This window comes from Algoriphagus lutimaris, from assembly GCF_017051705.1.
Taxonomy (GTDB): Bacteria; Bacteroidota; Bacteroidia; order Cytophagales; family Cyclobacteriaceae; genus Algoriphagus; species Algoriphagus lutimaris.
This window is the reverse complement of the sequence record NZ_JAFIDJ010000002.1, coordinates 365,730-385,225: the sequence shown is the minus strand read 5'-3', so window position 1 is coordinate 385,225 and position 19,496 is coordinate 365,730. Positions and strand designations below refer to the sequence as shown.

The 19,496-nt window shown below is 39.0% G+C and carries 19 protein-coding genes; 6 read left to right on the top strand and 13 right to left on the bottom strand.

What is annotated here, in order from left to right; genetic code table 11:
• Positions 1 to 30: 30 nt before the first annotated feature.
• From JYB62_RS12530 to JYB62_RS12520, 4 genes are all read right to left on the bottom strand, one after another.
• A complete protein-coding gene (locus tag JYB62_RS12530) occupies positions 31 to 483 on the bottom strand; it encodes an ABA4-like family protein (RefSeq protein ID WP_205645776.1) in 453 nt (150 codons plus the stop codon).
• 67 nt (positions 484 to 550) lie between these two features.
• Entirely contained in the window at positions 551 to 1,738 is a 1,188-nt protein-coding gene (locus JYB62_RS12525) for an RsmB/NOP family class I SAM-dependent RNA methyltransferase (protein WP_205645775.1), read from the bottom strand.
• Positions 1,739 to 1,794: 56 nt separating this feature from the next.
• Positions 1,795 to 1,929, bottom strand: coding sequence for a hypothetical protein (locus JYB62_RS20000; protein ID WP_262897661.1), 135 nt, complete (start codon positions 1,927 to 1,929; stop codon positions 1,795 to 1,797).
• Between the two features lie 478 nt (positions 1,930 to 2,407).
• A complete protein-coding gene (locus tag JYB62_RS12520) occupies positions 2,408 to 2,617 on the bottom strand; it encodes a hypothetical protein (RefSeq protein ID WP_205645774.1) in 210 nt (69 codons plus the stop codon).
• Between the two features lie 77 nt (positions 2,618 to 2,694).
• Between JYB62_RS12520 and prmC the strand changes: the two genes are divergently transcribed.
• Positions 2,695 to 3,534 (top strand): peptide chain release factor N(5)-glutamine methyltransferase, encoded by an 840-nt coding sequence (gene prmC, locus JYB62_RS12515; RefSeq protein ID WP_205645773.1) that lies wholly within the window; start codon positions 2,695 to 2,697, stop codon positions 3,532 to 3,534.
• Here the strand turns inward: prmC and JYB62_RS12510 are convergent, their stop codons facing one another.
• Together JYB62_RS12510 and JYB62_RS12505 are read right to left on the bottom strand one after the other, a co-directional pair.
• Positions 3,535 to 4,149: a thiamine pyrophosphokinase gene (locus tag JYB62_RS12510; RefSeq protein WP_205645772.1), complete on the bottom strand. Its 615-nt coding sequence runs from the start codon at positions 4,147 to 4,149 to the stop codon at positions 3,535 to 3,537.
• 5 nt (positions 4,150 to 4,154) lie between these two features.
• On the bottom strand, positions 4,155 to 5,144 hold the full coding sequence (locus tag JYB62_RS12505) for a dipeptidase (RefSeq protein WP_205645771.1): 990 nt from the start codon (positions 5,142 to 5,144) through the stop codon (positions 4,155 to 4,157).
• A 119-nt stretch (positions 5,145 to 5,263) separates the two neighbouring features.
• Between JYB62_RS12505 and JYB62_RS12500 the strand changes: the two genes are divergently transcribed.
• The 3 genes from JYB62_RS12500 to JYB62_RS12490 all read left to right on the top strand — a co-directional run bounded on the left by JYB62_RS12500 (position 5,264) and on the right by JYB62_RS12490 (position 8,504).
• On the top strand, positions 5,264 to 5,776 hold the full coding sequence (locus tag JYB62_RS12500; protein WP_205645770.1) for a 3-hydroxyanthranilate 3,4-dioxygenase: 513 nt from the start codon (positions 5,264 to 5,266) through the stop codon (positions 5,774 to 5,776).
• A gap of 64 nt (positions 5,777 to 5,840) precedes the next feature.
• Positions 5,841 to 7,127: a kynureninase gene (gene kynU / locus JYB62_RS12495; RefSeq protein WP_205645769.1), complete on the top strand. Its 1,287-nt coding sequence runs from the start codon at positions 5,841 to 5,843 to the stop codon at positions 7,125 to 7,127.
• 24 nt (positions 7,128 to 7,151) lie between these two features.
• Positions 7,152 to 8,504 carry an FAD-dependent oxidoreductase gene (locus tag JYB62_RS12490; RefSeq protein ID WP_205645768.1) on the top strand — a complete coding sequence of 451 codons (1,353 nt, stop codon included), beginning with the start codon at positions 7,152 to 7,154 and terminating at the stop codon, positions 8,502 to 8,504.
• 103 nt (positions 8,505 to 8,607) lie between these two features.
• Here the strand turns inward: JYB62_RS12490 and JYB62_RS12485 are convergent, their stop codons facing one another.
• The 5 genes from JYB62_RS12485 to tpiA form a co-directional block, all read right to left on the bottom strand.
• On the bottom strand, positions 8,608 to 10,149 hold the full coding sequence (locus JYB62_RS12485; RefSeq protein WP_205645767.1) for a GH3 auxin-responsive promoter family protein: 1,542 nt from the start codon (positions 10,147 to 10,149) through the stop codon (positions 8,608 to 8,610).
• Positions 10,149 to 10,886: an LPS export ABC transporter ATP-binding protein gene (gene lptB / locus JYB62_RS12480; protein WP_205645766.1), complete on the bottom strand. Its 738-nt coding sequence runs from the start codon at positions 10,884 to 10,886 to the stop codon at positions 10,149 to 10,151. The genes JYB62_RS12485 and lptB overlap by 1 nt, the downstream gene beginning before the upstream one ends.
• A 1-nt stretch (position 10,887) precedes the next feature.
• Positions 10,888 to 12,612, bottom strand: a complete 1,725-nt coding sequence (recJ, locus tag JYB62_RS12475; protein ID WP_205645765.1) for a single-stranded-DNA-specific exonuclease RecJ — start codon at positions 12,610 to 12,612, stop codon at positions 10,888 to 10,890.
• Positions 12,613 to 12,891: 279 nt separating this feature from the next.
• On the bottom strand, positions 12,892 to 13,719 hold the full coding sequence (gene prmA / locus JYB62_RS12470) for a 50S ribosomal protein L11 methyltransferase (protein WP_205645764.1): 828 nt from the start codon (positions 13,717 to 13,719) through the stop codon (positions 12,892 to 12,894).
• Positions 13,720 to 13,726: 7 nt separating this feature from the next.
• Positions 13,727 to 14,488, bottom strand: a complete 762-nt coding sequence (gene tpiA / locus JYB62_RS12465) for a triose-phosphate isomerase (protein ID WP_205645763.1) — start codon at positions 14,486 to 14,488, stop codon at positions 13,727 to 13,729.
• A gap of 74 nt (positions 14,489 to 14,562) precedes the next feature.
• Between tpiA and JYB62_RS12460 the strand changes: the two genes are divergently transcribed.
• The gene (locus JYB62_RS12460; RefSeq protein WP_205645762.1) at positions 14,563 to 15,072 is read left to right on the top strand and encodes a regulatory protein RecX; all 510 of its coding nucleotides are present in this window, start codon (positions 14,563 to 14,565) and stop codon (positions 15,070 to 15,072) included.
• Here the strand turns inward: JYB62_RS12460 and crtD are convergent.
• Positions 15,069 to 16,544 (bottom strand): 1-hydroxycarotenoid 3,4-desaturase CrtD, encoded by a 1,476-nt coding sequence (gene crtD, locus JYB62_RS12455; protein ID WP_205645761.1) that lies wholly within the window; start codon positions 16,542 to 16,544, stop codon positions 15,069 to 15,071. The two genes, JYB62_RS12460 and crtD, sit on opposite strands and share 4 nt — an antisense overlap.
• 156 nt (positions 16,545 to 16,700) lie before the next feature.
• On the opposite strand from crtD, the gene JYB62_RS12450 reads away from it, so the two are divergent.
• Positions 16,701 to 17,618, top strand: a complete 918-nt coding sequence (locus JYB62_RS12450; RefSeq protein ID WP_205645760.1) for a hypothetical protein — start codon at positions 16,701 to 16,703, stop codon at positions 17,616 to 17,618.
• A 165-nt stretch (positions 17,619 to 17,783) separates the two neighbouring features.
• Here JYB62_RS12450 and JYB62_RS12445 read toward each other — a convergent pair whose 3' ends face one another.
• Positions 17,784 to 19,250 carry a glycine--tRNA ligase gene (locus JYB62_RS12445; protein WP_205645759.1) on the bottom strand — a complete coding sequence of 489 codons (1,467 nt, stop codon included), beginning with the start codon at positions 19,248 to 19,250 and terminating at the stop codon, positions 17,784 to 17,786.
• Positions 19,251 to 19,496 lie beyond the last annotated feature (246 nt).

Here is a 19,496-nt window from a genome sequence, read left to right as displayed (position 1 = left end):
TTTTAAGAAAAGGAAATTTCCTTTTAAAAATCAGGATACGAATTGCTGTGGGAATGGCTCTTGAACCAGTTTTTTGGAATGGATTACGCGGATAATAATGTAAAGTAGAAGCCCGGTTGGTCCGGCCATAAATGTTAGAACTAGACAGGGAAGTAAAATCCATCGATTAATTCCACACTTGTCGGCATTATGACAAATCCACATTCCTACAAACAAATCAAAAGTTAAGTAATGGATCCAACCTGCCAAAAGTGCATCATCACTACTGAAAAGCAATTTCACATTTGCCAATGTATCGAATCCTCCTCCTGTGTCGGCTCCCATCCCACGGATGATATAAAACAGGTAAAGTCCACCCAGTAAAACAAAAATGATGCTGAACAAAAATTTGTAAACCCATCGTTTTTGGTACAAGACAAACAGAAAAATCCAACACAGGAATGCGACGGAGTTTGCGATGGTAAAAATCAATTCTAACTTCATTGCTTTAAAAATTTAAGCTATGAAGTTAGAAATAACTTTTTGATTTTGAGGTATATGTATTTTAAAACTATTTTTTAAGAAGTCTGGCGATGTAGAATCCATCGAAACCACTTTCATGTGAAAGCACTTTGTGATCTTCAATCAATTCAAAATTCTTTCCCGCTTCGCTATTTAGGAATTTTTGTACCTGTTCTTGGTTCTCAGAAGGTAAAATACTACAAGTAGCATAGACCATTTGCCCTCCTGGTTTAAGCATTGATGGATAGGATTGAAGAATCTCCTGCTGTGTTTGCTTTACTTTTTCTATGGATTCTGGACTCAGTTTCCATTTTGTGTCTGGATTTCTTTTTAAAACTCCTAAACCAGAGCATGGAACATCAAGCAATAATCGGTCGGCAGACTCTTTTAGTCTTTTGATGGTTTTGGAACCTTCAATGACTTTTCTTTCAATGATGGATACCCCATCTCTTCTTGCTCTTAGTTTAGTTTGCTGCAATTTCCATTCTTCCACATCCATAGATAGGATTTTGCCTTTGTTTTCCATCAAAGCTGCCAAATGCAAGGATTTGCCACCTGCACCTGCACAAGCATCAATTACTCTCATTCCTGGTTCAACCGCAAGCGAGTCCGCTACCAATTGAGAGGAACCATCCTGTACTTCAAATAAACCTTCTTTGAAGGCAGGGTGTCTGAAAACATTTTGTCGCTCATCCAAGATCAGAGCATCTTTATATCCTTTGATGATATGAGTTTGGATGTTGGATTCCGCAAGTATGTTCTTTAGTTTTTCACGAGTAGTTTTTAGAGTGTTTACCCGCAAAACCACATCTGCTTCTTGATTTAAGCTGTGGATTTCTGCTTCCCATTTATCTCCCAATTCCTTCTGTCCTAGTTCCTCCAACCAATCAGGGATGGATTCAATCAAAGCTGGGTCTTCCAGTTTGTCATACTTTCCTTTGAGTTTCTCAGGCTGGATTTTTTGAAATTCTTCCCAGGGAGGAAGACTGTGTCCTTGCATGAGCCAATATGTTCCGAAAAGGTCATATGGATTATTGGAAGGGCTTAGGTAATTGATGAGTCTCCACCAACGAACCATTTCATAAGTCGTTTCGGCGATAAATGAACGGTCACGAGCTCCCCATTTAGGATTGGATTTGAGTGTTCTCTCGATCACTTTGTCGGCGTATTGCCCTTCTTCGAAAATCGCTGCCAGTGCAGAATGCACCCCGCGTATGGTATTGTTATGTAGCTTCATTGGAAAGAAATTCTCCACAAAGGTAGTTTTTCTTTCTGTTCTCTGGGAATGAGTTTTTAAAATGGGCTAAAGATCAGGCCAAAACGTACACCATCTCTTTCTACAGCCGAGCCAAAATCGGTATGATTTCCAAAATATTGGGTGGATGCACCGTAAAAAGAATCGTACAAAAAATCTACGGTGGTGTTCATTTCACTTTGATCTTTTAAGATTTGTCTTCTGTATTCCAGAACATTAGCTCAAGTTTCCATATTAACCTCAGGTTTTCTTTGATATGCAAAGGCAAGATCCAACCCAGCTCGCCAATTGGTTTCCTTCAATGGCATTTCCATCCGATAATAGGCGATACTCAGGCAAGTACCAACTTAATCATTCAATGGGTTTTCGTAGTTGCAAGAAGGGTAAGGAAAATAAAACCCGAATTCAGGGGCCAACACTATATTCCCCTATTTTCAGATTCTTTCATTCTAAACAGGCTGGGGTTGAAGGAAGTCTTTTTCCCAGACTGATGGATTTCTTTAAAAATAGACCATAACAACGAATATTGTTTTTCATGGAAGCTTCCTGATATACATTTCTAGCGCTAATGATTGGATAATATTTATTTTTATCTGGGTCCCCATAAATTGGATAGAGTAACTCGAAAAGTGAAACCTGATTTTGATTGGATCAAAAGTTGAATAAGACTCCGATTGACCAATCGTTTTGTAGATTAAATCCAACCATAGGGCGGATACTTCCCAGCATATTTCGCTGAACAGCCAAAAGGCTATATTGGTATAAGCAATGTTGCCAGTAGCTGGCATCAAAACCAAAGTAAAATTTGGATTCTGTAGTTTGAACCATGCTGCTCAAGGAGAAAAATAGGACAAATACCATGAGTTGATTTTTTTTTTCATCTTAGAAAGAATAGGGATTGCTACCTTTGCAGTAAAATAAGGTCATTCGCTATAGCTATGAGCAACTACAACGAACTAGTAAAACAATGGGCGAGTGAGCTCACTCAGTATTCTCCAGAAGAAGCAAACAACTTGATAAACTGGCTTTTAGAATATCATTTGGGAATTCGAAAAGTAGATATGTTGGATGCTTTTGAGGAGAATAGTTTGTCAGAATCCCTCTATCAGGACTTCGAGCGATTGAAGTCTGGAGAACCTGTTCAATACATCATCGGGAAGGCTCCTTTTTATGGGAGAGAATTTTTTGTAGATGAATCTGTGCTCATTCCTAGAAATGAGACGGAGGAATTGGTACATATGATCATCAAAGAAAATCCAACTCCAGGAATGAAAATTTTGGACATTGGTACAGGTTCCGGTTGTATTCCAATCAGCTTGGCTTTGGAAATGAAAGACTCGGAAGTTTATACAGCCGATGTATCAGAAGATGCTATTGATGTGGCCATGGAAAATGCAGAGCATCTTCAGGCAGAAGTGACTTTTTTGCACTTGGACATTTTAAAAGATATTCCAGACCTATCTGATTTGGATATTTTGGTAAGTAACCCTCCTTATGTACCTGAAGCTGAATGGGTGGATTTACATAGCAATGTGCGTGATTTTGAACCTGGGTTAGCCCTATTTGTTCCAGATCATGATCCCTTGTTATTTTATCGAGTGATTGCTGAAAAAGCGAAGATATTATTAAAGCCGGGGGGTAAATTGTATTATGAGATTCATAATAATTTTGGCCCAGAAACAGTGGAGTTGTTGGAAGGATTGGGCTATAAAGAGATAAATTTGGTTCGGGATCTAAATGATAAGAACCGAATGGTTTCGGCAATTTTCCCAGGATGATCAGGAGGAGATTTGTTCTCCAATCCAAAATATTCCTGGAGCTTTTATTTCAGTAATTCCTTCTGGAACTTCCAAAAATGTAGCATAGGTAATGGGCAGTATCAGCTGCCCATTTTCATTGATTACTTCTACAGGTAGGCCTTCTTTTGCATGAATATGAATGGTGGACTGTGCAAACCACTTTTTAAAGTTCCCGTCTTTTACCGGATAGTACTTCCAATCTCCATCTAGTATGGTAAGGTCCATCAGCTTAATTTTTTCTTGCAGGTCTAAAGCTTGCAGATGGGGGATTCCTATCAAATGGGCTGCGTAATGTTTGCTCGCTAATAAATACTGTAAGCCCTCTTCCAAGGCATTTTCAGGTGTTGAATTCAAAAAACGCACAGGGTATTGTTCTTCCAGCAGCTGAATATGGCTTTTTTGAAAGGATTCGGAGGCTAATATTACATCAATCTTGATTCCCCAACTCAGGACTTGATCCAAAGCCTGTTCCGCAACCAATACTGTTGGAACCCATTCCAATAAAGGGGATACCTGGTCAAAATGAATTTCATCCGCATTTATGATAATTACGGCAGGTTCTTGTTGTTCTTTGACGAAATGATGGGAAGACATAGGGATTAGCTCCAGAGTTTTTTGTAAAAATTGATAGCGTTTTCGTACGCTAAACGTACCAAATTTTGCTCACTTAAATCTGTTTCTAAATGGTCTAACAAGCTAGGGTATTTACTAGAGTTTTCAGCTAAAGGAAAGTAAAAAGGGATTCTGGAAGGATCTCCAAAATTCTTGGTGTAGAAGAAGTCCGAACCAAAACACATGGACTTTTTCCCTCCAATATCAAAGCCGTGAAGTAAGTGATCAAATAATCTTTCGGGGACATCATTGTCGAGAAATGCGCGTAAAAAGTTCACACCAATAATCCCGCCTCGATGGATTACTTCTTTGGCAAATTCGTCAGTCAGATTTCTTCTATGATTCCAAATTTGTCTAAAATTTGAATGGCTGGCTATAATAGGAATGTCAAGCTTTACCTGATCAATATAGTTTAAAATACCCTCAGCCAATAAATCTGAAGTATGTGACAAATCGATTGGAATCCGTTTCCCTGCCATATAATCCAGGATAAATTTCCCATCATCTTTCAGTCCAATTCCATCCGTATAATTTCCTCCTCCGAATCTATTTTCAGTATGATGGGTCAAACTGATATAAGCTAATTTTTGAGTACGTTCTAAGATGCTATCAAACTGGGATTTTATTTCTGTAAGTGAGGCTGTTTCATGACCGATTCCAGCTGCATTTTCTAGGGAAGCAAGGATGCCTATATTTTTCTGGTTTTTCCAATTGGTAAGAAAATCTTCATCTGCAAAACTCAAATCTAGTGGATTCTTTTCTAGCAGTTCCAAAAAGATATCGGCTTGTTTGCTAGCTAACTTCATCGAGTCAGGATTCACATCGGTATAAATTGCCATGACCTGCAGGCGGACCCCGCCTGATTTCATTAATGGAATAGCACAAGCTATATCATCTTTGGAATATGGGTTGGCTGCGGGGACTTTCGCGAGGTAAGAAAGCATGTCACAGTGTAAATCAGCAATAGGAAGACGCATGTTTTTGGGCTTTGGAACAAAGTAAACCAAAAAAGAGGATGATTTTTAATACTTTTAAGCCTGATTTGTGTTACCTACTTTGAAAGGCAAATTTCATTTTTAACCGAAACAATAAGCTAATGGCAATTACAAAACCCTTCAATTTTAAAAAATGGATTGATGATAATAGACACCTGCTTAAACCACCGGTTGGGAATAAGCAAGTTTATCTTGATAATGAAGATTTTATCATCATGGTCGTAGGAGGCCCTAATTCAAGAAAAGACTATCACTACAATGAGGGAGAGGAGTTTTTTTATCAGATAGAAGGGGATATTGTATTGAAAATTATTGAAGATGGTAAGCTAGTGGATGTTCCGATTAAAGAAGGTGAGATTTTCCTACTCCCTCCTAAAGTCCCCCATTCTCCGAGAAGACCAGCTAATACCATCGGTTTGGTCATTGAAAGATATAGAAATGAAGGGGAACGAGATGGGTTTATCTGGCACTGCGAAAATTGTGGCGAAAAACTATACGAGGAATATGCAGATGTAACAGACATCGTCAACCAGTTGCCTCCGATCATGGAGAGATTTTGGTCCAATCCGGAGCACACAACCTGTAAGAACTGTGGAACGGTAATGCAAAAATAGTAGCTAAACGAACTATTGAAACTAATAGCGGATGCTTGCTACAGCACCTTCAACCATTAAATATATGACCCAAATAGATTATCAGTTTACCGAAGAGTTTGCAAGAAAAATGGATGCTGAGGATCCCTTGAAATCCTTCAGAGAACGCTTTTTATTCCCTAAAGTCAATGGGGAAGAAGCGATTTATTTCTGTGGGAATTCTTTAGGCTTGCAGCCAAAGTCCGTCAAATCCTATTTGGAGAAAGAACTGGAAAATTGGGCAAATTTAGGAGTAGATGGACATTTTCATGGAGAAGATGCCTGGTATCATGCAAGGCAAAAATCAAAACCTGCCTTGGCGGAGATCATGGGAGCGCATACCCATGAGGTGGTGGCCATGAACAATCTCAGTTCCAATCTTCACTTTTTGATGGTGTCATTTTATAGACCTACTCCGGAACGGTTCAAAATCATCGTTGATGGAGGGGCATTCCCATCAGATATGTACATGTTGGAGACGCAGGTTAAATTCCATGGTTTGGATCCAGATGAAACTATCATTGAGTTGATTCCGAGAGAAGGGGAGCATACCCTTAGGACGGAAGACATTATTTCAGAGATAGAAAAGCATGGAGATTCCTTGGCTATGGTGAATATGGCGGGTTTACAGTACTATACCGGTCAATTATTTGACATACAGGCAATCACAGCAGCAGCGCATTCAGTAGGTGCGTATGCGGGGTATGACCTGGCTCATGCAGCTGGAAATGCCGTACTGAAGCTACATGAATGGGATGTAGATTTTGCTACTTGGTGCAGTTATAAGTATATGAATTCTGGACCAGGAAATATTTCAGGAGTGTTTGTTCATGAGCGATTTGCCGATAGACCTGATTTGCCAAGGTTTGCTGGATGGTGGGGACATGATGAGGGGCAGAGATTTCTTATGGAAAAAGGGTTTGTTCCGATGCATGGGGCCGATGGTTGGCAAGTTTCCAACACTAATATCTTGGCTTTGGCAGCGCATCAAGCTTCTCTAGATATATTCATGGAAGCTGGAATGAGCAATTTACGGGCAAAGAGTGAAAAATTAACGGGATATTTAGCCTACTTAATTGAGCAAATCAGTGGAAAATCAGGCATTTTGGAAATTATTACTCCGAAAAAACCTGATGAGAGAGGTTGTCAATTATCTTTGCACATTCATCGTGGGGGCAAAGCTGTATTCGATGTTTGGTATAGTCATGGAGTGGTAGGTGATTGGAGAAATCCAAATGTGATCCGATTAGCACCTACTCCGCTGTATAATAGTTTTTTGGATGTTTTCAGATTTGCACAGATTTTGGAACAAAGCTTGAAAAAATTCGCTTAAGAAACTGGGATAAAACTTATCCGAATGAAAAAAAATGAAATAACTATTCTTGGAGCCGGTCTGATTGGCTCCTTGATGGCCATATATCTCAAGCGTCAAGGTCTTGATGTTACCGTTTATGATAAGAGACCGGACAAGCGGAAAACTCCCTATTACGAAGGTGGTCGATCCATTAATATGGCATTGAGCCATAGGGGTTGGAAAAGCTTGGAAGAGGTGGGATTGAAAGATCAGGTGCTGCCTTTGTCTATTCCAATGTATGGTAGAAAAATCCATGATGAACATGGTGGAACTTCCTTTATCCCATACGGAAAAAAAGATCAAGCAATTTATTCCATTTCAAGAGGCAAATTTAATCAATTGCTGGCAGAGGAAGCGGAACGGCTTGGGGCTAAATTCAAATTTGAACATAAATGCTTAGAGGTAGATTTCCCTTCTCAGAAAATTACCTTTGAAACCGCCGAAGGAGAAGAAACTTTAGATGCACCGGTGATTATCGGGGCTGATGGAGCGTATTCTGCACTTCGACTAAGCATGCAAAAACAAATTCGCTTCAACTATAAGCAGGAATATATTTCACATGGATATAAGGAGTTGACCATACCTGCCACCGCTGACGGTGAGTTTGCCATGGATCCAAATGCATTGCATATATGGCCAAGAGGCAAGTTTATGTTAATCGCCTTGCCTAATCCCGATAAGTCTTTTACCTGTACTTTATTTTTGCCATTTGAAGGCACAAAAATCTGTTTTGAGAAAATCACTGATGAAAAAGATCTGATAAGCTTGTTCAGCAATTATTTTGACGACGCTTATCAGCTCATGCCTGATTTAGTGGAGGAGTTTTTCAGAAACCCTACCTCTGCTTTAGTAAATGTGGATTGTTATCCTTGGGTGCAAGGAAAGAGTTTGTTGATTGGCGATGCTTCTCATGCCATGGTGCCATTTTATGGTCAGGGAATGAATTGCGGTTTTGAGGATTGCTTTATTCTGAATGGGCTGATAGATAAATTAGGGACGAACACTTGGGATTTGGTCTTTGAAAAATTCCAGAAAAACAGAAAAAGAGATACGGATGCAGTTTGTCAACTGGCAATGGAAAATTTCATTGAAATGAGAGATTCAGTAGCGGACCCGAAATTTTTGTTGAGAAAGAAAATTGAAGCCAAGCTTCATGAATTATATCCAAATGACTGGATTCCCCTCTATACATTGGTTACATTTTCAGACATCAGTTATTCTGAAGCTTATGCACAGGGTAAATTGCAAGAAGAAATCATGGATAAAGTAATGGCTGATCCTTTAATTACTGAAAATTGGAATAAGCTCGATTATGAGGATATTATTTTCCAGATGGAAACAGCAAAAGCGGTCTAAATAGACCGCTTTTTTTATTGAATTCCTTGATGTGCCAGTTCTTCTTCAGAAATTTACTGGTCGGAGAAATCCAATCTTTGTCTGAAGGAATTGGACTCAGTGATTATTGCTTTGGAATTTTGACTTCCTCCTTCAGTTTTAAAATTTCATCTAAATATTCCCTGGTATTGGACAACCTTGGTATTTTGTGTTGACCACCCAACTTTCCTTTTTTGCCTAGCCACAATTCAAAGATCCCGTGAGGTGCGGTATGAATGATAGGAGCTACCAAAGCAAGATCCTTGTGCCTTTTGGCATCATAATCTGAATTGACCTCTCGTAAGTGTTGATCCAGAAGCAAATTGAATTGATCCTGGTCTAAGGGTTCCTTATGGAATTCAATGAGCCATTCATGTGCGCCTTTTGATCCTGAGGCATCAAAATAAACAGGGGCGGCTGTGAAATTTGAAATGGTAGCTCCAGTATGTTCTGCTGCATATTGGATTGCTTTCTCTGCATTTTCTACAATGACTTCTTCTCCGAAAGCGTTAATAAAGTGTTTGGTCCTACCTGAGATTTTAAATCGATAGGGCTTTATGGATGTGAATTTGACTGTGTCTCCGATTTTGTACCTCCAAAGCCCTCCATTAGTGGAAATTACCAAGGCATAATTTTTACCTATTTCCACCCCCGCTAATGGGACTACTTTGGGATCTTCCTTTTCCCAATCTTCCATTGGGATAAATTCATAGAAAATTCCGTAATCCAACAATAACAGTAATTCATCTGAGTCAGGTTGATCTTGGATACCGAAAAATCCTTCAGAAGCATTATAGGTTTCTACATATCGCATTTTTTCTGAAGGAATCAGTTCTTTGAAAAGACTTCTATAGGGTCCAAAAGCTACAGCTCCATGGAAGAAAACTTCCAAATTGGGCCAGACTTCCAAGATGTTTTTCGCCTTTTTTATTTCAAGAATTCGCTGCATTAAAACCACCGTCCAAGTAGGAACACCTGCAATACAAGTAACGTCCTCGTTCATGGTTTCCCTAGCCATTTTCTCAATTTTTGTTTCCCATTCACTCATCAAGGCTGTTTCCAAAGATGGAGTTCTGACAAACTGTGCCCAAATGGGGAGGTTTTGCATGATAACCGCAGAAATATCTCCTGCTCTGGCAGAACCTTGAGGGTTTAGCGGGTTCTTCTCTAGAGTTCCTCCAATGGTCAAGCTCTTTCCAGCAAATAGTCTGGAGTCAGGATGATTGGCGATGTATAAGGAAACCATGTCTTTTCCCCCGCTATAATGGCATTCTTCTAAACTTTCGGTAGTAACAGGGATGTATTTACTTCGGGAAGAAGTGGTTCCGGAGGATTTTGCAAACCACTCAATAGTGGTGTTCCAGAGCACATTTTGAGTGCCTCTCATCGTCTTATCGATGTATGGTTTGATCCCCTCATAATCAAGGATGGGAACTTGTCTGGCAAAATCATCATAGTGTTTGATTTTAGCAAAACCAAACTCCTTTCCAAATTCAGTGTTTTTTCCAGCCTCTATTAATTCAAAAAAAGTAGTGTCCTGGACCTGTATTGGATTTTTTTTAAAGTTTTCTATTTGACCAATTCGATTTTTAAAAATCCAGGTCATAAAGGAATTTAATACCTCCATTAATTAAAAATTTTGCGTTTTAGCTCAAACTGACTGCCCAAATAAACTTTTCGGACCTGTTCATCAGCAGCAAGCTCTTCGGCGGTTCCGGCTTTTAATAATCTTCCTTCAAACATCAAATAGGCTCGATCTGTGATAGAAAGTGTTTCATTTACATTGTGGTCTGTGATCAGAATTCCTATATTTTTTGTCTTTAGTTTTGCTACAATGGTCTGAATTTCTTCAACTGCGATGGGGTCAACCCCTGCAAATGGCTCATCTAATAATACAAATTTAGGATCCACTGCCAAAGCCCGGGCAATTTCCGTTCTTCTTCTTTCCCCTCCAGAAAGCACCATCCCTAAGTTTTTTCTTACATGGGTCAAGCTGAACTCTTCCAACAAACTTTCTACTTTTTCTTTCCGCTCTTGCTTGGGCATTTTGGTCATCTCCAACACAGCCATAATATTCTCCTCCACAGAGAGCTTTCGAAATACAGAGGCTTCTTGGGCTAAATACCCTATTCCTAACTTAGCCCTTTTGTACATGGGAAGGCTTGTGATATCTTCACTTTCCAAAAATATTTTACCTTCATTGGGTTGGACTAATCCCACGATCATGTAAAAAGAAGTGGTTTTACCTGCCCCATTTGGACCTAGTAAACCTACAATTTCTCCTTGCTCTACTTGTACTGAAATATCATTCACCACACGGCGACCTTTGTAAATTTTGACGAGGTTGTCGGCTTTTAGAATCATATTAATCAAATTTGATGTCTTTTACGTAAAGCTGCAAGCTGGATTTGTCACGGAAGAAATTTTCCCGCATTTCAGCCACTAGATCAAAACGCATTTTTCCTTGTAACATTTTAACAATCGTGTGATCTGGATCCTTTACTCGGTCGGCTAACCCAAACCCTAAGCAAACAGGTTTCGTCACTTGACCATCTTGTACGATATTAAATCGAAGGTGTTTATCTTTTAGAATGATCACATTTTCGGCATAGGCTTGAGAAATTCTGAAAATAGGCTCCGTATTTCCTGGGCCAAAAGGTGCCATTTGCTTCAATATATTATAAAACTTATAATTTATTTGATCCAGCAGTAATTCATCGTCAATTTCTATTACTGGCTTCCTATGTACTTCTTCAATTCTTCTTTTGACTACCGACTCAAACATCCTTTGAAAGTCGGGTACCTTGTCTACCGAAAGGGTTAAACCAGCCGCATATTTATGTCCTCCAAATTGATCTAAAAGACCAGAACATTCAGCGATTGCTTCGTAAATATCGAAGTCTACTACAGACCGTGCGCTTCCAGTAGCTTTTCCATTGGATTCGGTTAAAATGATCGTAGGTCTATAATATTTTTCTATACATCGACTGGCGACAATTCCAATGACTCCTTTGTGCCAATCCTCTTTAAACAATACCGTAGAATTCCATTCTGAATCCATTTCTTGATCCGCGATCATCTCAAACGCCTCTTTGGTGATGTTCTCATCAAAATTCCTACGTGTAGTATTCACCTCATCCACCAACTTGGCTCGTTCGATGGCTAAATTGAGATCGGTAGAAATTAACAACTCTACCGAAGCCTTGGCATGTTCCAGTCTTCCGGATGCATTGATTCTTGGGCCAATTTTAAAAACGATATCCGAGATGCCGATTTCTTTTTCAATTTTGGCACTCAGCATCAAGGCCTTTAATCCTGGTCTCGGGGTATTATTGATTCGGTCTAGTCCATAATAAGCCAGAATTCTATTTTCTCCAGTTATGGGGACAATATCTGCAGCAATACTGACGACCAACAAATCCAAATATGGATACAGGCCTGCTTCATCTATTCCGCGTCTTTTAGCATGTGCCTGAATTAATTTGAAACCTACTCCAGCACCACTAAGCTCCTTATAAGGGTATTCACAATCGGTTCTTTTAGCATCTAGGACGGCAATAGCCTGGGGTAACTCTTTGCCGGGAGTGTGGTGGTCACAAATGATGAAATCTACTCCTAGCTCTTTGGCAAGCCTCACCTTATCGATGGCTTTGATTCCGCAATCTAGGGCAATGACCAACTTGTAATCATTATCTGCGGCAAACCTTACCCCCTTATCGGAAATACCATAGCCTTCCTTGTATCGGTCAGGGATATAGAAATCCACTCTACTATAAAAAGTCTGAAGAAAACTGTAAACCAAGGCAACCGCAGTGGTGCCATCTACATCATAATCTCCATACACCAAGATTTTTTCATTTTGCTCAATTGCTTGTTCAATCCGATCTATTGCCTCTGGCATATCTTTCATCAAAAAAGGATCATGCAGATGGCTTAAACTTGGCCTGAAATAGTTTTTGGCCTGCTCATAGGTCTCCACGCCGCGATTAATCAACATGTTTGCCAGGATTGGATTTACGTTGATATCCCTTCCTAGCTGCTCAACTAGCTCTGGCGTTGCTCGTGGTTTCTGCTTCCAAACGTACTCCATGGTTTGATACTTGGGTTTAATAAAAGGTAAAAGTGTATCTACCTTAATCCTTTAATTCGATAAAAAAGTTCTAAAAAAGAGAAATTACGTTAAGCTTTACTCTTTTTGTATTGAAACCAAAAATAACCCGGAAATATGAGTGCTTTTAATTTCCAGTCATTTTTCTCTCTCAATGTTAAGTCTGAATCCTGATGTATAGTACGATACATTTTGCCTGCTAATAGACAGTGGCCTATTAATGCGGCGAAAACTACTGCATAAATAATCAGTTCATTCATATTAGTCTTTTTGCAATATTAATGCAGCCCAATTGTCTTTGCTGTTTTTCTTGTAGAGGCTGAGACCTAAAGGAGCGGCACATTCCAGTAAATCTTCGATGTCTTCCGTATAGAATCCGCTCAACAAAAGAAATCCTTTTGAAACCAATAAATCAGCATAGATCTCCATTTCGTCCAGGAGGATGTTTTTATTGATGTTGGCTAAAATTATATCAAATTTTCCTTGAGGATTTACTTCTCGAATGGTACCAATATCCATTCTGGTGGAGAGCCCATTTAAATCGAAATTCTCATTACCATTGTCCACGCACCATTCATCGATATCAAAGGCTTCTATTTCTCGTGCTTCCAGCAAATGAGCCATAATTGCCAAAATTCCCGTACCAGAACCCACGTCCAAAACGCGTTTTCCTTTGTGGTCAATCTCGGCTTGATGTTTTAACATTTGGAAAGTGGTAGCATGGTGTCCTGTACCAAATGACATTTTGGGGTTGATGACAATTTCATATTGAAATCCTGGAACTGGTTCGTGAAACGAAGCTCTTACAAAAACAAGATCGTCTACCTCAATGGGATCGTAATTTTTTTCCCATTCTTCATTCCAGTTTACTTTTGGCATTTTACTTTCATGCCAGGAAATTTGAGCGGGAAGCTTATATTTTTCGACCAACTCCAAAAAAGCCTCCCGGTCAAATTCTTGTTCAGGAGCATAGGCATCTACTCCTTCTTCTGTTTCCAAGAAGGAATCAAAACCTATCTCCGCTAATTCTGCAATTAGGATTTCCCGGAAATCTTCCAGGCAAGTGATTTTTAATTCCAGGTAATCCATTTCTAATTTAGAATGATTTGATGATTTCTATAAAATCTCTTGATTTCAGGGAGGCTCCACCGATCAATCCACCATCCACATCTTCCTTGGAGAATATTTCTTGAGCATTCTTAGGATTGCAACTTCCACCATACAGAATAGAGGTTTCAGAAGCGATATCTTTACCATATTTGCTAGCAATATGTCTTCTAAGCGCAGCATGCATTTCCTGTGCCTGTTCTGCAGTAGCGGTTTTACCAGTTCCAATTGCCCAGATAGGTTCATAGGCAATGACTACTTTGCTAAAATCTTCAGGGCTCAGGTCAAAAAGGCTTTCAGTTAGCTGAAATTTGACATTCGGCTCATGTGTGCCGGCAGTTCTGATGTCCAAAGACTCACCGCAACAGAAAATAGGTTTCAACCCATGGGCCAAAGCTTCTTTGACTTTGACAGCTAGTAGCTCATTTCCTTCATGGAAGTATTCTCTTCTTTCACTATGACCAATGATGACATATTCTACTCCGAAGGAAGCTAGGATTTTTGCAGATACCTCACCGGTAAATGCTCCAGATTCCTTGTCAGAACAGTTTTGAGCTCCTATTTTAACTCCCGCTACATCACCTACTAATTTCTTAACTGGGAAAATATGTGGAAAAGGAGGATTCAAGATCGCTACAACATCCTTGATGTTTTCGTCTTTATACATGTTGACAATCTCAGAAGTCAGAATTTGACCTTCTTCAAAAGTCATATTCATTTTCCAGTTGCCAGCTACAATTTTCTTACGCATGGTTGTGGGTTGTTTATCTAATTAAGATTTGAAAGAATCTAATTCAAGGGTAATTTGGCTTAAAATTAAAGAAAATGTCCGTCTGGCGAAAAAATAACTCAGAACAGTCCATAAAAAAGTCTTGGTCTCTGGAGGAAGCGAAAGAAAAGCTATCCACTTTTTGTGCCTATCAGGAACGTTGTATTTGGGAAACCAAGCGGAAACTTTACGAAAAGGGGATCAAAGAAGAGGATTCTGATGAATTAATTACCTATTTGATAGAGGAGAAATTTATAGATGAGGAGCGCTATGCAAGGTCTTTCTCGCGAGGTAAATTCAGACTGAAAAAATGGGGTAAGGGAAGGATCAGGCAAGAATTGAAGATGCGCCAGATTCCGGAAAACTTGATCAAAAAGGGACTTTCTGAAATTGATCCCTATGAATATTACGATACCTTATTATCTCAAGTGGAGAAACATTGGGGAAGAATCAAAGAGTCGGACCCTTATAAAAAGAAATTTAAAGTCATCCAGTACTTATTTTCCAAAGGCTTTGAAATGGATTTGATCAAGGAAGCGATAGAGGAATTTAATATTGAGGGTTAACTAGCATCCGGTATCATTTCAGACATGATTTTGGCAGAAAGCAAACAAAGAGGGATGCCTCCTCCAGGGTGTACGGATCCTCCACAAAAATAGAGATTACGGATTTTGGAGGAATAGTTTGCATGTCTTAAAAATGCGGAGAACTTATTGTTGGAAGAGTTTCCATAGAGTGCTCCCTGAGCAGAAGAGGTCTTTGACTCAATCGTTCTTGGATCCAGAATTTCCTCTACCTCAATTAAAGGCTCTATATCCGTTTTTAAAATTCTATTGAGTTTATGGATAATATTCTTTTTGGATTCCAAAATTAATTGGTCCCAATCCTGACCTTGATTATTAGGGACATTAATCATAGTAAACCAATTCATACAGTCTTCAGGGGCATCATCAGGTTTGTATAGGGAGGTAATATTGATGTAGACAGTTGGGTCATGGTAAATCTTCCCCTTCTTAAAAATATGGTCAAATTCCTCCAGGTAATTATCAGAGAAGAAAATATTATGAAGATCCAGATCTTCAAATTTACGCTTGATGCCCCAATAAAAAATTAATGCTGAACTGGATTTGGGCTGATTTAACAGGAGTTTTGGTTGCTTTTGTTTTTTTAAGATCGTCCTATAGGCATTGACCATATCCATGTTATTGATTATGATCTCTGCCTCTATTTTTTTATTTTCAGCTAGAACAACTCCCTTAGCCTTTCCTTGTTCCACTATGATTTCATCCACTTTTTGATTGAAAGTGTAAGTGACTCCAAGATCTAAGGATAACTGAAATAAGCTGTTAGTAATATCATGCATGCCTTTTTTGGGAAAAAAGGCCCCGATATTAAATTCTAAATGAGGGATAATATTTAGCGTAGCGGGAGTTTCATAAGGGTTGGAGCCATTGTAGGTGGCGTACCTATTGAATAGTTGGATAAGTTTAGGATTGTCAAATTGCTTTTCGTTGGCTTCATTCATGGTAGAGAAGATACCCAGTTTACCCATTTTTAGATAGGCCTTCATTGCATGCTGATTGGTCCAAGTTTTCCAATCATGAAGAGACTTATGCATAAAAAGAGGAGCCAAGTGATCGTAGATATAAGAAGAATTGATTAATGCTTCTTTGATATGGGACTTTGGCTCACCCAATTGCTGATTTATCTCTTCTGCAAATAAGTCTAGGTCAGCGTATGCTTTCAACTTTTTCCCGTCTTCCCAAAAGTAATGGCAAGTGACGGGTAGTTTGAGATAGTCAAAGTGTTCTTTTGGGTTTTTCCCGGCCATGAGAAATAATTCTTCTACTTGTTCGGGTAAGGTAAAAAGAGAAGGGCCTGCATCAAATCGGTAGTCTCCTAAATCAATCTTTGAAAGTTTACCTCCAGGGTACGAATTGGACTCGAATACGGCTACATCGTACCCTTTTAATGCTAATCGAATGGATGAGGCGATGCCCGCGATTCCTGATCCTATGACAATAGCTTTCCTGTTCATATGACTGGCAAGATACAATTATTCATTAGATGAAGCTTTTTTAAATAATTTTGAATTTGTATATAAATATTTTTCAAAAAATATTACAAATAGCTTTTTTTTGTATTTGAAATACAATTAAATTTAAGTCAAATATTTATAACCCTATATCATTCTATGAAAATTTTTACAATAAAACTGCTGGGGTTAGTGATCTCAGCATTGCTCTTTGGAGCCTGTAGCCAAATGGCTACCTATGAAAATGATGATCTGACCAATACCTTGGCTAAATCAGATCAGTCGGGATTTACTTTAAGTCCTTTTGAAATTTCAAGATTTGAAAATGCTATGGTTTCTGAAAGTGGAAACTTTAATTTGACATATACTGAAAAAGTTTGCCTTGGAGATGCTATTTTATTCACTTTTGGAGGTACAGGTTTTACAGGAAATCGCACTGTTCAAGTTCAAGAATTTGTAAATGGGGAATGGGTTCAGGTATTTCAACAATCTCAGGCTTCTTCAGGTGTTTCTGGAAATTTATCAGGGTATGAGGTAGGCACTTATTTGTTTAGATGGAAAGTGTCTGGTCAAGGAGGAGTTCAAAATGTTGAGTTTACTGTTGAGGTAGAGGATTGCTCAAATTGTGATGAAGAATCATTTACTTATGAGGCAACAATCGGAGAAACAGAAGTGGATGTAGTATTTTCTTATAGTTACAGTGAAGAAGCTGAGGTCTCAATTGATTTTACATTCCCACAAATAAATATTGATATACCTAATCAAGGCTCTTATGTTGGTGCAGATGGTAAAAGCTATACTGTAACTGGAAATGGAACAGTATTTCATTGGACTGGACCAGTAAGCTGTTCTTCAGGGGAACCTACGACCTTTGCTTTTGAAGGTTTAATGCCTGATTGTGGACCTTCCTCGGCTAAAGACGGTCTTGCAAACATTTGGACAAATGCTAAAATAGTTGCTATTAACGGTGAGGATTTAGTAGATGATCCTGAAACTTTGGATATCGACGAAGGACCATACTCTTTAAAAGGAGACCTTGAATCGATTGTTTATTCTGGTTGTCCTACTAAAGACTAAATATTAATTCTAAAATAATCTAGAATCCCCTGAATTTAATCTCAGGGGATTTTTTGCTTTAGAATAATGTGAAATAACGATTCAAAAGCTTAGTTCCTATCGAATGGTTAAATAAAAAAAACTCTGAGTGTTATCTCAGAGGTTTTTTGTTGACCTTATTTCTAGTTACAGCTTTTCAAATACCCTTCTAAAACTGGTAGCTTCAGCGATTCTTCCATGAAGTTCTGAGATTGGCACTCGCTCCTGTTCCGTAGTATCTCTATGACGAATTGTTACCGTATTGTCTTCTAAAGTTTGGTGGTCTACAGCGATACAGAAAGGCGTTCCGATTAAATCCTGTCTTGTATAGCGCTTTCCAATAGAAGCAGCATCTTCATAAATGATATTGAAATCATACTTTAGTAACTCTACGATCTCTTTTCCTTTTTCAGGAAGGCCATCCTTTTTAGTGATTGGAAGTATGGCAGCTTTTACTGGTGCAATGGCAGGATGTAGTTTCAAATACGTTCTGCTTTTCTCTTCTGTCTTTTCTTCAGTGTATGCGTTGCAAAGCGTCAGTAAGAACAATCTATCAGCTCCGATTGAAGTCTCAATTACATAAGGAATGTAATTCTGATTGACCTCTGGATCAAAGTATTGCTGTTTCTTTTTAGAGAATTCCTGATGGGATTTCAAATCAAAATCAGTTCTGGAGTGAATTCCTTCTACTTCTTTGAATCCAAATGGGAATTCATATTCAATATCCATGGCGGCGTTGGCGTAGTGAGCCAATTTTTCATGGTCATGCTTTCTCAACTTATCTTCAGGAGTTCCAAGAGCCAAATGCCATTTCATTCTCATCTCCGCCCATTGCTTGTACCAATCCAATTCAGTACCAGGTCGCACGAAAAATTGCATTTCCATTTGTTCGAATTCACGCATACGGAAGATGAACTGGCGGGCCACAATCTCATTTCTGAATGCTTTTCCGATTTGAGCTATTCCAAAAGGAACTTTCATTCTGGCTGTTTTCTGCACATTCAGGAAGTTTACAAAAATACCTTGGGCAGTTTCAGGCCTTAGGTAAATGGTGGATGCATCCTCCGCCAAAGAACCAACCTGCGTCGAGAACATCAAATTAAATTGACGTACATCTGTCCAGTTGGAAGTACCGGAAATAGGACATTTGATTTCCTCATTGATGATTAGGTCTCTCACGCCAGCTAAGTCTTCTGCCTCCAGCATTCTAGCCAAGGCACCAGTTAAAGAGTTGGCTTTTTCTAGTTCGCCGGCTCTTTCAAAGGTAGCAGCATGTTCCTCGATCAACACATCAGCTCTATATCGTTTTTTAGAATCTTTGTTATCGATCATTGGATCATTAAAGGAATCCACATGCCCCGAAGCTTTCCAGGTAGTAGGATGCATAAAGATGGCTGCATCGATCCCTACAATATTATCTTGGACTCTGGTCATGGTTTCCCACCAAAGTCTTTTCAAGTTATTCTTTAATTCTACCCCATATGCTCCATAATCATAGACAGCTTGAAGCCCGTCATAGATCTCAGAACTTGGGTAAACAAAACCATACTCTTTGGCATGGGAAATAATATCTTTCAATTGGGCGTTTTCCGCCGGAGTTGCTGTTTTTGCCATGGGCGCAAAAATAAAGAAACATATTGATATCTATGAAGCTAAAAAAGTTCTAAATCTCTAAAAACTAGTATTCTCTTGTCCCAAATTGAAAAAGGTCATCATAACTTGGGTATGATGGCCTTTAATTTAGTTGGTTTGTTTATCTAAATGTATACTTGACACCAACTCCTCCTACTGCAACCTGAGCTTGGGAGATTGATATAAAGCCTACTAGTGCAAATGCTAATAAGAAAACTTTTTTCATGT

Bases quoted from the DNA above. Each gene is read 5' to 3' on its own strand.
- JYB62_RS12530 (WP_205645776.1), bottom strand. From the start codon at position 483: ATGAAGTTAGAATTGATTTTTACCATCGCAAACTCCGTCGCATTCCTG.
- JYB62_RS12525 (WP_205645775.1), bottom strand. From the start codon at position 1,738: ATGAAGCTACATAACAATACCATACGCGGGGTGCATTCTGCACTGGCA.
- JYB62_RS20000 (WP_262897661.1), bottom strand. From the start codon at position 1,929: ATGAACACCACCGTAGATTTTTTGTACGATTCTTTTTACGGTGCATCC.
- JYB62_RS12520 (WP_205645774.1), bottom strand. From the start codon at position 2,617: ATGGTATTTGTCCTATTTTTCTCCTTGAGCAGCATGGTTCAAACTACA.
- prmC (WP_205645773.1), top strand. From the start codon at position 2,695: ATGAGCAACTACAACGAACTAGTAAAACAATGGGCGAGTGAGCTCACT.
- JYB62_RS12510 (WP_205645772.1), bottom strand. From the start codon at position 4,149: ATGTCTTCCCATCATTTCGTCAAAGAACAACAAGAACCTGCCGTAATT.
- JYB62_RS12505 (WP_205645771.1), bottom strand. From the start codon at position 5,144: ATGCGTCTTCCTATTGCTGATTTACACTGTGACATGCTTTCTTACCTC.
- JYB62_RS12500 (WP_205645770.1), top strand. From the start codon at position 5,264: ATGGCAATTACAAAACCCTTCAATTTTAAAAAATGGATTGATGATAAT.
- kynU (WP_205645769.1), top strand. From the start codon at position 5,841: ATGACCCAAATAGATTATCAGTTTACCGAAGAGTTTGCAAGAAAAATG.
- JYB62_RS12490 (WP_205645768.1), top strand. From the start codon at position 7,152: ATGAAAAAAAATGAAATAACTATTCTTGGAGCCGGTCTGATTGGCTCC.
- JYB62_RS12485 (WP_205645767.1), bottom strand. From the start codon at position 10,149: ATGGAGGTATTAAATTCCTTTATGACCTGGATTTTTAAAAATCGAATT.
- lptB (WP_205645766.1), bottom strand. From the start codon at position 10,886: ATGATTCTAAAAGCCGACAACCTCGTCAAAATTTACAAAGGTCGCCGT.
- recJ (WP_205645765.1), bottom strand. From the start codon at position 12,612: ATGGAGTACGTTTGGAAGCAGAAACCACGAGCAACGCCAGAGCTAGTT.
- prmA (WP_205645764.1), bottom strand. From the start codon at position 13,719: ATGGATTACCTGGAATTAAAAATCACTTGCCTGGAAGATTTCCGGGAA.
- tpiA (WP_205645763.1), bottom strand. From the start codon at position 14,488: ATGCGTAAGAAAATTGTAGCTGGCAACTGGAAAATGAATATGACTTTT.
- JYB62_RS12460 (WP_205645762.1), top strand. From the start codon at position 14,563: ATGTCCGTCTGGCGAAAAAATAACTCAGAACAGTCCATAAAAAAGTCT.
- crtD (WP_205645761.1), bottom strand. From the start codon at position 16,544: ATGAACAGGAAAGCTATTGTCATAGGATCAGGAATCGCGGGCATCGCC.
- JYB62_RS12450 (WP_205645760.1), top strand. From the start codon at position 16,701: ATGAAAATTTTTACAATAAAACTGCTGGGGTTAGTGATCTCAGCATTG.
- JYB62_RS12445 (WP_205645759.1), bottom strand. From the start codon at position 19,250: ATGGCAAAAACAGCAACTCCGGCGGAAAACGCCCAATTGAAAGATATT.